Genomic DNA, 11,665 nt, shown 5'->3' with positions numbered 1-11,665 from the left:
CGGCTAATGGGTTCGGCACCTCGTTACGCTGTCAATCAGGCTCGCTCCATCGGGGCATTCGCGTCGAACGCAAACAGACCGTTCATCGTCAACAGCAAAAAATCAGAACTGCCCTACAGATTCCGGTCGTGGTCCGGCAGTACCTTACGCCCGTTCGCCATACGGCTGATTGCATCACCTGACTTGATGTCGTGGAGAAAAGCATGCTGAACGATCGTAAAAACCGGAATCAGCGACTGCCCGAATTCTTGATCGAGGCAGAAACCCTGCTGGCCAAATCCGAGGAATGCCTGAGCCACCTGCAACTGATCAACAATGATCAGGACGCCATCGATTGCATGCTGAACACACTGTTCACCCTGGCCAACCGGGCCGATGCATTGGCACTGCGGGCGGTATCCGAGTTCTCGATGTGCATTCACGCCTTGCTCAACGGTGCACGCAATCAAATCGACCTGAACGACCAGGCACTGTGTGCCTTGAAAGAGTGCTTCACATTGATGGCCTGGCAACTTGAACTGGTCGACCTGACTACCGGCCAACTCAGCCTCGATGACGCCGAACAGCTATCGTTGATCGAAGCCTTCGCGATGGAAATTGGCCGTGCCCCGACGCGCCTGGCATTACCCACCAAGCCATTCGCATGCGTTCCGCTTTCGGCAAGACATGCCTGAGTTGCATCAGATAATGCATGGCATCGTTTGATAATTTTTAACACTTCCAGCAACAACGCTTTCGCGTCGCAATTGAATACTTCATATCTTTTAACGTCAGAATCAAATTAATAACCCAAGCATTAGTTGCCGACTTCCGACCTCCTGAGCTACCCGTCCAGAGCGCTGCAAACTGATTAGTGACGTAATGAGTCATGCTGGACGCTCAGTCACCAGCCCATGACCGCCAACGTGGAGCATATGTCCAGCAACGGCTAAATTCCTGACCCTTTGGACATATATAGCGAACGCGACCAACGGTATGTTAAGTGGTATTATGCGGCCCAATTAGTTGGTTCTGCGCTATGGCACTCTGACTTCAGGCGGAGCCTATTCCCTTGTACAGTGCAACACTCGATTTTGACAATCAGACTGCGCTAACTTGAAGCTCACTATTCAATTACCAGCATTTTCCACACAGAGACCCGTCAGCCATCGTGACCGGTCTGCCCGCAGCGAACATTCATTGGCTCCATCCGCTATGTACGCCAGCCTCAAGTCAGTCGCCTCTTGGCCACCCTCCCGAAAAAGCGTTCGCCGGTTCACACTGCTGCTGTGCCTGTGCTCTGCGGTGGGCAGCCTGCTGGTTTACTGCCTGTCCAGCCAATTTCCAGTCGCACTGCTGATATTGAATCTCGCGGCAGCCACCAGCGTCTGGGTGCAGTATTGCAGTTCGCGAAAATCGATCAGGTTCCAGCCTCAGGAACTGGCCGATCGTTTGCTGGAAGTACAGGAAAACGAACGCCATCGGCTCAGCCGTGAACTCCACGACGACATCGGCCAATTGCTGACGGCGGCAAAGCTGCAAAGTGAATGGCTCAAGCGACGTCAGCCCGAAGAACTGCAAAGCCATTGCACCCTGCTCTGCGACACGCTGGAAGAAACCCTGACCAAAGTTCGTGATGTCTCGGCCATTCTCAATCCAAGACAACTCACCAGCCTTGGCCTTGAAGCCAGTTTGCGTGCACATCTGCTCAAAATGCTGGCCAATACTGCCGTGAACTGGAGCCTTGAATGCCAGCAGCGCCTGACCGGTATTCCAGAAGAAATGGCGGTGGCGGCGTTTCGGATTTCTCAGGAAGCCGTCACCAATATGCTGCGTCATGCCCAAGCCAAAAACCTGCTGATTCGCCTGCAACGTCTGCCCCAAGGACTGGCGCTGTTTATCAGCGATGACGGACTGGGCTTTTCTCCAGCCACCCATCCTGGTCGTGAAGGGCAACGCGGAATGGCCGGCATGTCGGAGCGGGTCGAACAACTGGGCGGCACCTTGAGCGTCATCAGCGAGCCCGGCAAGGGTACACAGATCGAAGCACTTTTCCCCTGGGCACCCCGCGCGCTCGAACGAGCCAGTACGAAAAAGGTTCAACATTGACTTGTAACTTGCTTCTGGTGGATGACCACTCGCTGATCAGAGCCGGCGTGCGTGCGCTGGTTCTGGACATTCCCGGTTACGCCGTCATTGGTGAAGCCAATGATGGTGCGCAACTGCTCGAAATGGTCGAGAAGCTAAGCCCCGACATCATCCTGCTGGATATATCCATGAAGGAAACCGGCGGGCTCGAGGCTCTGCAAAGACTCAAGGCCGTACGCCCACAAAGCAAAGTGCTGATCCTGTCGATGCACACCGACCCGACGCTGATCATGCAAGCCCTGGAGTCAGGCGCTCACGGCTATCTGCTCAAGGACACCACCGCCACGGAGCTGGAACACGCGCTCGAAGCCTTGCGCAACAACGAACGCTACCTGAGCCCGGCCATCGCTCACACCGTGATCAACCAGGCGCTGGTGCGTGCCCAGAAAAGCCGGCCAGAACCCGTCGACACCCATAATCTGACGGCTCGCCAGCTAGAGATTCTGCGCTTGATCGTGCGTGGCAAATCCACTCGCGAGATTGCCAATGGTTTGGGCCTGAGCATCAAAACGGTGGAAACCCATCGCTCTCAGATCATGAAGCGCTTGCAGATCTTCGATGTCGCGGGCCTGGTACTGTTTGCCGTGCGCGAGCAAATCATCAGTCTCGACGATTAGGCCAGATGCAACGCCCTGTAGTGCCTATCCCTCAGGCATTCAGAAGCGTCCTACATGTCGACTTTTTTCTTACAAGTCATGATGAATATGCCCAATTGACGGTCATTTGGCATTGGTACACCTTGTGACTGCAGTTATCAGGCAACAGCAAAAAATCCACAAGGATGTGCACGCAATATGACCAGGGTCTATCAGGCAGGGAGCCATGCACTTAATGCAAAGCCATGACTTACGATTTCCAGCGAACCGGGATGCGCCTCCAAACACCGGCCACCCCGCTCACCCGATTGAATGCAATTGCACCGTCAACACACCTGGAGTGAACGACATGGAACCGCGCGTTGTAGAGCTGGAGACCCACCTCAAGTACATCCGCAGAGATATGGAAGAAGTCCGAAACAACGTCAAGTCCATCAAGCACAGGCTTGCCTACTCGGCAGGCGCTGCGGCGGTGATCATCAGCCTGCTCGGCTGGATTGCCAACAGCCGCTTCGATCAACTCGTGACGCTACTTAACGCATAACCTGCACCACGAAACACCAGGCCCGACGTGATCCATACCGGGCCTGGTGCTGGCGAGGCTGTAGTGCGCAAAGACCTAGCCCAGCACTTCACTCAGGGGGATGAAGTTCACCCAATCACCCTCGACCAACGTGCGATCTTCCAGCACTTCAACCAGCCCTTCCGCCCAGGCAGCACTGCGCAAAACACCCGAGCTCTGATTCTTGTAGATAATTGCCCGCCCATGCTCCAGACGACCGCGCAGGTATTCACGGCGATTGCCGGCCTTGGACCAGACGAATCCTGCCGGAACCTGAAACTGCAAAGGCCGAATCTCTCTCACGCCTTGGCGGCGTAACAGATAAGGGCGTGCCAACAAGGCGAAGGTCACCAGTGTCGACGCAGGATTGCCAGGCAACCCAATCACCGGCACGCCTCGAAAATGCCCGAACGTCAGTGGTTTCCCCGGCTTGATGGCCAATTTCCACAAGGCCAGTTCGCCCTCTTCGCGCAGCGCAATACCCAGGAAATCCGCCTCGCCTACCGATACACCGCCCGTAGACAGGATCAGGTCGACATCCCCCAGTTCGGCGAGCCGATTGCGAGTGGCCTGCAAATCGTCCGGCAGAATCCCCGCATCGATCACTTCGCAGCCTAAACGCTGCAACCAACTGCACAGCAATACCCGATTGCTGTTATAGATCTGACCCGGACCGAGGGCTTGCCCAGGCTCGACCAACTCGTCTCCGGTGGACAGCACCGCAACCCGTACCTTGCGCACGACTTCTAGTTCTGCACACCCCAGTGACGCTGCCAAACCTTGCTCGATGGGACCCAGGCGCGTACCGGCGGTCAATACCTGTTCACCCACCGTGGTTTCCTGACCTTGTGGGCGAATGTTTTGCCCTGCGCGCATCGGCTCGGTAAAACGTACCCGTTGGTCCGCCTGGACCTCGGCGTTTTCCTGCATTTCTACGCAGTCTGCACCCGCTGGCACCGGGGCACCGGTGAATATCCGTGCACATGTACCGGGTGCCAATGGCTCCGGGGCTTGCCCGGCAAAAATCTTCTGGCTGACCACCAGTGGCTCGCCAGTCCAATCGGCCAGGCGCAAGGCATAACCATCCATGGCGCTGTTGGGCCATGGCGGCAGATCAAGGGTCGATACCAGGTCCTCGGCAAGAACGCGGCCCTGGATCGCGGCCAACGGCAATCGTTCGCGCTCGAGGATTGGCGACGCCTCAGCCATTTCCAGCAAGCGTGCCAGCGCCACTTCGACGGGCATCAAGCTGCCGGTCTTGCCCGGCTTACCCACGGGATTCACAGGGTGCCGCCTGTTTCAAGTGAGCGACGAAGTTACACGGACGATGCCGCGAATCCAGTTGCTCCGCGAGAATCCCGTCCCAACCAGTTCGCACCGCATTGGTAGAACCCGGCAGACAGCAGACCAGCGTGCCATTGGCCAACCCTGCCAATGCACGCGATTGCACCGTCGAGGTGCCGATGTCCGCAACCGAGATCTGCCGAAACAGCTCGCCAAATCCGTCGACCTGCTTATCCAGCAGGCAACTGACAGCTTCCGGTGTACTGTCACGACCGGTAAAACCCGTACCGCCCGTAATCAGCACCACTTGCACGACGTCGTCAGCGATCCAGGTCGCGACTTGCGCGCGAATTTTGTAGAGGTCATCTTTAAGCAGAATACGCGCGGCCAGGTTATGCCCGGCAGCACTGAGGCGGTCAACGAAGACCTGTCCCGAGGTATCGGTTTCCAGCGTGCGGGTATCACTGACAGTCAGCACCGCAATGTTCAGCGGGGCGAAAGGTACATCAGCCTTGGCTTTCATAGGCTCGTCCAGTTGTAGGAGAAACAGCCCGGTGTTATATCACAGCGCCTCATTTTTTCAGCGCACCGATGGAGATGCAGCATGACCTCGAACTTCCAGTTGCCGCCCTGCTCCATCCTGCTTCTGGCGGGAGGACGTGGTCAGCGCATGGGCGGTCAGGACAAGGGGCTGCTGGTGTGGCAAGGCCTGCCTCTGATTGCTCATCTGCATCACCTGACTCGAGGCTTGAGCGATGACCTGATCATTTCCTGCAACCGCAATATGGAAAAATACGCGCTTTATGCCGACCAGTTGGTGCATGACGACAATAGCGACTTCCCGGGCCCCTTGGCTGGCATTCGCGCCGGGTTGGCGGTCGCGCGACATCCCCATCTGATGGTACTGCCCTGCGACGTGCCGCGCATTGATGCCCAACTGCTCACGGCCATGCGAGAAGCCGCCCGCCAACAGCCGGACAAACCCTTGATGCTACGCCAGGGCGAGCATTGGGAACCGTTGCTGTGCATTATCCCTGTAGCGCTGGCAGGCGAGTTTGAAAACGCCTGGAACGAGGGTGAACGCAGCCCCGGACGCATCATGCGCAACCTGGGTGCCATCGCACTGCAATGCCCCGAAAACGATCGACGCCTGGCCAACCTGAATACACCTGAACTGTTAAGCCTGCACAGCAACGTGCCAGAATGAGGCCAACCAAGGAACTTGCACGCCAGGCATACGTCTCAGCCCAGTACTCAAAAGAATTCATATTCGGAGAAATCACATGACTCATCGGACCCTCGCCACTCTCATGCTCGCACTGGGCCTCGCTACCCTCGCCGGTTGCTCATCGCCCGCGGTGATCACCTTGAATGACGGTCGCGAGATCCAGTCGGTCGACACCCCCCACTTCGATTCCAAGTCGGGCTTTTACGAATTCGAGCAACTAGATGGCAAGCAAACCCGCATCAACAAAGATCAGATTCGTACCGTTAAAGACCTGTAAGCCTCACGGCGACAGCCTGGTACAGATAAAGCCCGCCAGTGTGCGCAATGCTACTCACTTAAGCCGATGTTTCAGGCTCAACCGCAGTTGTGGCGAGGGAGCTTGCTCCCGCTGGGGCGCGAAGCGGCCCTGAATTGGGCCTGCTACGCAGTCCAGCGGGAGCAAGCTCCCTCGCCACAGATACTTCTCAGGCCTCCAGACTTCCTTAAGTGAACAGCATTGCGCCAGTGTGCGGGCTTTATCGTTTCTGGCAAAAGCAGGCCTTGCACAGGCCAAGTCACTCACTGAGCACCGCGTTTGAGCTGTGCAATCACCACCGCAGGGCACTCACCACTGCAGGGTGATCTCGCTTTCAAAACTTCGCTCCAGCCCGGTCACCGGATCGATAAAGCGCAACCCTTTGGCCAGCAACTTCAACGGATTGGCGTAATCATCCTCAACATCTTTCAATGCGTCGGGATAAAACGGGTCATTGCAGATACTCGCCCCCAACGCCGTCATGTGGACCCTTAACTGGTGCTTTTTGCCAGTCACCGGATACAACGCATAACGCCAGAGATCGGCATTTTTTTCTACGACTTCAATCGCTGTCTCGGTATTGCTCGCCCCCGGACCTTCTTGCATGCGAAAGAAGGGTTCGCCATCAACCAAACGGCTTTTGTGCACCCGTGGAAACGACAACTCAGGCAAGGCGCGGGCAATTGCCTCGTAGCGCTTTTCGATCTGTCGAGTCGGAAACAATGACTGATAAGCCGAGCGACTCTGGGGGTTGGCCGAAAACAGCACCAGCCCAGCCGTGTGTCGGTCTATGCGGTGCAATGGCACCAGGTGCGGGTTATCCAGGCGACGGATCAAACGCCGCAGCAACGTCTGCTCGACGTACTCGCCTGCCGGGGTAACCGGCAGAAAGTGTGGTTTGTCCGCGACCACCAGATGCTCGTCGGCATACAGAATCGTCTCGAGCACCGGGATTGTCTTTTCGTCGGGGACTTCCCGAAAATAGTGAATCCGCAGCCCTTCCTTGTAAGGCAGATCGGCGGCAATCGCATGTCCGTGGCCATCCAGGACACGGCCACGAGCAATCCTGTCCAGCCATTGTTCACGACCTATGGCGCTGAAGTGCTCGCACAGACAATCGAGAACGGTCAACCAGGCGCCAGGCGGCAGGTACAGCGTGCTGGCCTGGTTCTGTGCGGCGGAAAAAGATGAGGTGGACATACGAAAGCTCTGGCCCTAATGCAGGTGGGCATTATCCAACAAGGACCCGAGCGATCCTAGGACAGATTCCGTGCGGGTCTCCCTCATGACTATCACGCGGTCAGCGACACTCGCTGCGCCGCCGCTTCGGTAAACTCCTTCAGCCAGCGCAATACATCGACAGCCTCCCAACGGCCGGGATCATAAAGCGCATACAACAACCCCTGATAACCCACGACATCCAGTTGACGGTGGTAACCCGCACGCTGAAACAAGGCTTCGATTTCAGCGAAGCACGTATTGAAGTGCAATTTGTTGAATGGCGTTTTCCCTTCCGTAACCAGGCCATCCAGGCGCAACTCCAGCACTGCCTCTTGGACCACATCAGCCGACATGCGATTCACGCTGGCTTTCAATTGTTCGACATTGACCATGCACTTCCCTCTGATGCGAATAACTGTATGCACATACAGTAAACGAATACTCGGGGTTACGCCAACGCATTACCTGAGGAGCGCGACAGGCGGAACGGCCGTCGCTGAAAACAAGAAGGGGTTTAGCGCAGGAATGCCACGACCTGTTCGGCGTCGAAGGGCCAGCCCAGCTCAGCCCCTGTATCAACACGGCGCAGCACCGGAATGCGTAAACCGTAGGCTTCGAACAACGCTTCACTGTCGGCAATGTCGACCAGTTCCACCAGCAGCCCATGCTCGACCAGCGGCATCAGCTCTGCTTCTGCGAGTTCACAGAGATGGCAACCAAGGGTGCTGAACAACTGGCATTCAGGAGTCATGACAAACAGACCAACGAGGATTGGGTGACTATTCTAGGCCCGGGATGAAAAGTCGTCGAGCAACGCCCTCCGTGACGACAGCCAATTTTAGCTATCTGGTATAACCCTGATGCAAATCATTCGACGTCGGCTCCAACTGCGCAATGCTCGCGGCTTTTTTTGCCTCTACGCTGGGTACGTCCCGGCACCGAAACGGAGAGTGTTGTGTTTGCCAATTTGTTGATCATCCTCGCCTCGTCATTGGTGGTGATTGCGCTGTTTCGGCGTCTTCAGCTGCCTCCCGTGCTGGGCTACCTGTGCGTGGGACTGCTGGTTGGGCCCGGCGCATTCGGCTGGGTGAATGACAACCAGGATCTACCAGACCTTGCCGAGTTGGGCGTGGTGTTTCTGCTGTTCTCCCTGGGACTGGAGTTTTCCCTGTCGAAAATGCTTGCGCTGCGGCGCGTGGTATTTGGTCTCGGCAGCCTGCAAGTGCTGTGCTCGGGGGTGCTGCTGGGCGGCTTGCTGATGTTACTCGGCATGCCCGCCCCTCCGGCCATGTTGCTTGGCGCCGGTCTGGGGCTTTCGTCCACGGCAATTGTCAGCAAAGAGCTGAGCAGCCTCGGCGAGATCTTCAGTCGTCACGGCCAGAATGCGATAGGCGTGCTGTTGTTTCAGGATGTAGTTGCGGTGTTGTTACTGACGCTGGTCCCGGTGTTCGCCGGTAGCAGTGATCAAAGCTGGTACTGGGCGCTGCCGATAACACTGGGCAAAACCGTGCTGTTGTTTGTCGGCCTGTTGCTGACCAGTCGCTGGTTACTGCCGCGACTGTTCCACGAAGTCGCCACCTCGCGCTCCGCCGAACTGTTCGTCCTGCTGGCCCTGGTCATCGTCTTGCTGACTGCCTGGCTGACACATCTGCTCGGACTCTCCCCCGCCCTCGGTGCCTTCCTTGCCGGCATGTTGCTGGGCGAAAGCCATTACCGGCATCAGATCGAAGCCGATATTCGCCCGTTCCGCGACATTCTGCTCGGGTTGTTTTTCGTCAGTATCGGCATGCTGATCGATCTGCAGCTGTTCGCCAGCCATGGCCTGTTGATTCTCGGCCTGACATTTGGGTTACTGCTGATCAAGGGCAGCATTGTCGCGGCGCTGGTCAAATGGCGCGGCAGCAACGGCGAAACTGCCTGGCGCAGCGGCCTGGCGTTGGCGCAAGGCGGTGAATTCTGCTTTGCGCTGATGGCACAGATGCAACAGAACAAACTGATACCGGCCGAACTCAGCGGTCTGTTACTGGCCGCGACGTTTTGCTCGATGCTGCTGACACCACTGTTGCTGCGCGCAGCACCGGGCATTGCCGCACGCTTGCATCGCAAACCCGATAAGGAAGCGCAACTCGATCAGGTCGCGGCATTGAACGCCGAGCTGCACGGGCATGTAGTGATTTGCGGCTACGGTCGGGTGGGTCAGTCGATAGGGCGTTTTCTGCGTCGCGAAGGTCAGCCTTTCGTTGCGCTGGACGATGACCCGGTTCGCGTTCATCAAGCCGCAGCGGGTGAAAGCTGCGTGCACTATGGCGATTCCCGTCGCGTGGAACTACTGGGTGCCGTAGGTCTTGAACGCGCACGACTGTTGGTGATCGCAGTGGACAAAACCGATATAGCCATGACCGTACTCAAGGCAGCACGGCAGCTAAACGCTCAGGTCCCGATACTGGTTCGAACCCGTGACGACAGTCAGTTGGCCGAACTGAAGGCGGCCGGAGCCAATGAGGTTGTCCCGGAACTGCTGGAATCGAGTCTGATGCTCGCTTCCCACGCGTTGCTCATGCTGGGTTTGCCCCATCCGCAGGTCCAGGAGCGCGTCGACGAAGTGCGACATGGGCGCTATCGCCTGCTGCACGGTTTCTATCACGGAGCGCAAAGCAACCTGTTGGACAGTCGTGGGCAGCCGAAAGTATTGATGTATGCCGTCAACCTGACAATGGATGCCCATGCATGCGGCCGGCCCTTGAATGAGCTGGCACTTGAAGCATTGGGGGTGGACGTTCAAGCCATTCAGCGCAATGGCGCTGATTTGGCAGTTGAGGGCGTCACCCGATTGCTGGCAGGCGATCGGGTGTTGATGTCAGGCACCTTGTCTGCCATCGAGGCCTGTGAAGCACGGCTGTTGGCGGGGTAATGAAGCGTGGTCGCGTTGCTCGCGCAGAACCGGAAAATATCCTGCGCGAGCCCGGCCAATTAGCTGAAGACAATCAATCCTGGCTGACTGCACCGATCTTGTGGATCGACAGATCCGCCCCGTAATACTCCTCTTCCTGGCTCAGGCGCAGCCCGTGCAACAGCTTGATCGTGCCATACACCGCAAAGCCTCCGATCAGTGCCACGGTCACCCCGAGTGCAGTGCCTATCAACTGGCTGATCAGGCTGACGCCACCGAGCCCGCCCAAGGCACTCTGACCAAAAATCCCGCAGGCAATCCCGCCCCAAACACCACAAAGACCATGCAACGGCCAAACGCCGAGCACATCGTCGATCTTCCATTGGCTTTGCGCCGCAATGAAACACCAGACAAACAAGGCACCGGCAATGGCTCCGGTCACCAGTGCGCCAACCGGATGCATCAGGTCGGAGCCGGCGCAGATTGCCACCAGCCCGGCCAATGGACCGTTGTGCAGGAACCCTGGATCGTTACGACCGACAATCAACGCGGCTACCGTGCCGCCGACCATCGCCATCAACGAGTTGACGGCCACCAGACCGCTGACGCCTTGCAGGGTTTGCGCGCTCATCACGTTAAAGCCAAACCAGCCGACGATGAGAATCCACGAACCCAATGCCAGAAACGGAATACTCGACGGCGCAAACGCCACCAGGCGCCCGTCGCGATACCGACCATTGCGCGGACCGAGCAGCAATACCGCCGCCAACGCCAGCCACCCCCCCATGGCATGCACTACCACGGAACCGGCAAAATCATGGAAGCTGGCACCAAAGCGAGCTAACAGCCAGGCTTGCAGGCCGAAGTTTCCGTTCCAGACCACACCTTCAAAAAACGGATAAATGAACGCCACGATCAACGCCGTCGCACACAACTGCGGAACAAATCGGGCGCGCTCGGCAATCCCCCCGGAAATGATGGCCGGAATGGCCGCAGCAAAGGTCAGCAGGAAGAAAAACTTCACCAGCCCATAGCCGTGATCAGCACTGATTACCGCGGCCGGTTGCATGAAAGTGACACCGTAGGAAATCCAGTAGCCTATAAAGAAGTAAGCCAGCGTTGAAATGGCAAAGTCACTGAGGATCTTCGATAACGCGTTGACCTGGTTTTTTTGCCGAACCGTGCCGACTTCCAGAAAAGCAAAACCGGCGTGCATGGCCAGAACCATGACAGCGCCGATCAGAATGAACAGCGTATTGGAGCTATGGACCAGGCTGTCCACAGCACTTTGCAAATTTTCCATGGAGTTGGCAGACCTTAAAGTCGCAAAAGCACCAAAGCGGTTCACCGAGACAATTTACGCACCAAGTTGACACCAGGCTTGGCATCCACCCTTATTCCGGCGAACCGTTTTGGCGCAAAAAACTCATTGAGGTCGATCGTTGCTCGGGTGTTTGCGCGA

Annotated in this window: 13 protein-coding genes; 7 read left to right on the top strand and 6 right to left on the bottom strand. The window is 57.2% G+C overall.

Going from position 1 to position 11,665, the window contains the following annotated elements; translation table 11 throughout:
- Nucleotides 1-203: 203 nt before the first annotated feature.
- From AABM55_RS09205 to AABM55_RS09190, 4 genes are all read left to right on the top strand, one after another.
- The gene (locus AABM55_RS09205) at nucleotides 204-674 is read left to right on the top strand and encodes a hypothetical protein (protein ID WP_054596386.1); all 471 of its coding nucleotides are present in this window, start codon (nucleotides 204-206) and stop codon (nucleotides 672-674) included.
- Nucleotides 675-1,194: 520 nt separating this feature from the next.
- Entirely contained in the window at nucleotides 1,195-2,088 is an 894-nt protein-coding gene (locus AABM55_RS09200) for a sensor histidine kinase (protein WP_347930011.1), read from the top strand.
- Nucleotides 2,085-2,744, top strand: coding sequence for a response regulator transcription factor (locus AABM55_RS09195; protein ID WP_054596384.1), 660 nt, complete (start codon nucleotides 2,085-2,087; stop codon nucleotides 2,742-2,744). The genes AABM55_RS09200 and AABM55_RS09195 overlap by 4 nt, the downstream gene beginning before the upstream one ends.
- Nucleotides 2,745-2,958: 214 nt before the next feature.
- Entirely contained in the window at nucleotides 2,959-3,267 is a 309-nt protein-coding gene (locus AABM55_RS09190) for a hypothetical protein (RefSeq protein ID WP_256585323.1), read from the top strand.
- 75 nt (nucleotides 3,268-3,342) lie between these two features.
- Here AABM55_RS09190 and glp read toward each other — a convergent pair whose 3' ends face one another.
- Nucleotides 3,343-4,530, bottom strand: a complete 1,188-nt coding sequence (gene glp / locus AABM55_RS09185) for a gephyrin-like molybdotransferase Glp (protein ID WP_347930010.1) — start codon at nucleotides 4,528-4,530, stop codon at nucleotides 3,343-3,345.
- 22 nt (nucleotides 4,531-4,552) lie between these two features.
- Entirely contained in the window at nucleotides 4,553-5,092 is a 540-nt protein-coding gene (gene moaB, locus AABM55_RS09180) for a molybdenum cofactor biosynthesis protein B (RefSeq protein WP_054596381.1), read from the bottom strand.
- An 81-nt stretch (nucleotides 5,093-5,173) separates the two neighbouring features.
- Here moaB and mobA point away from each other — a divergent pair, with 81 nt between their 5' ends.
- Nucleotides 5,174-5,776 carry a molybdenum cofactor guanylyltransferase MobA gene (gene mobA / locus AABM55_RS09175; protein ID WP_103319807.1) on the top strand — a complete coding sequence of 201 codons (603 nt, stop codon included), beginning with the start codon at nucleotides 5,174-5,176 and terminating at the stop codon, nucleotides 5,774-5,776.
- A gap of 76 nt (nucleotides 5,777-5,852) precedes the next feature.
- The gene (locus tag AABM55_RS09170; protein ID WP_054596379.1) at nucleotides 5,853-6,074 is read left to right on the top strand and encodes a YgdI/YgdR family lipoprotein; all 222 of its coding nucleotides are present in this window, start codon (nucleotides 5,853-5,855) and stop codon (nucleotides 6,072-6,074) included.
- A gap of 327 nt (nucleotides 6,075-6,401) precedes the next feature.
- Here AABM55_RS09170 and AABM55_RS09165 read toward each other — a convergent pair whose 3' ends face one another.
- From AABM55_RS09165 to AABM55_RS09155, 3 genes are all read right to left on the bottom strand, one after another.
- Nucleotides 6,402-7,292: a pseudouridine synthase gene (locus tag AABM55_RS09165; RefSeq protein ID WP_347929368.1), complete on the bottom strand. Its 891-nt coding sequence runs from the start codon at nucleotides 7,290-7,292 to the stop codon at nucleotides 6,402-6,404.
- A 92-nt stretch (nucleotides 7,293-7,384) separates the two neighbouring features.
- Nucleotides 7,385-7,705 carry a hypothetical protein gene (locus tag AABM55_RS09160; RefSeq protein WP_054596377.1) on the bottom strand — a complete coding sequence of 107 codons (321 nt, stop codon included), beginning with the start codon at nucleotides 7,703-7,705 and terminating at the stop codon, nucleotides 7,385-7,387.
- Nucleotides 7,706-7,827: 122 nt separating this feature from the next.
- Entirely contained in the window at nucleotides 7,828-8,064 is a 237-nt protein-coding gene (locus AABM55_RS09155; RefSeq protein ID WP_054596376.1) for a glutaredoxin family protein, read from the bottom strand.
- Nucleotides 8,065-8,268: 204 nt separating this feature from the next.
- On the opposite strand from AABM55_RS09155, the gene AABM55_RS09150 reads away from it, so the two are divergent.
- A complete protein-coding gene (locus AABM55_RS09150; protein WP_347929367.1) occupies nucleotides 8,269-10,224 on the top strand; it encodes a monovalent cation:proton antiporter-2 (CPA2) family protein in 1,956 nt (651 codons plus the stop codon).
- Nucleotides 10,225-10,297: 73 nt separating this feature from the next.
- Here the strand turns inward: AABM55_RS09150 and AABM55_RS09145 are convergent, their stop codons facing one another.
- Entirely contained in the window at nucleotides 10,298-11,506 is a 1,209-nt protein-coding gene (locus AABM55_RS09145) for an ammonium transporter (RefSeq protein ID WP_103315678.1), read from the bottom strand.
- Between the last annotated feature and the right edge of the window lie 159 nt (nucleotides 11,507-11,665).

Source organism: Pseudomonas helvetica (assembly GCF_039908645.1).
Classification (GTDB): domain Bacteria; phylum Pseudomonadota; class Gammaproteobacteria; order Pseudomonadales; family Pseudomonadaceae; genus Aquipseudomonas; species Aquipseudomonas helvetica.
The sequence above is the reverse complement of the archived record's forward strand: the minus strand, read 5'-3'. Positions and strand labels throughout refer to the sequence as shown.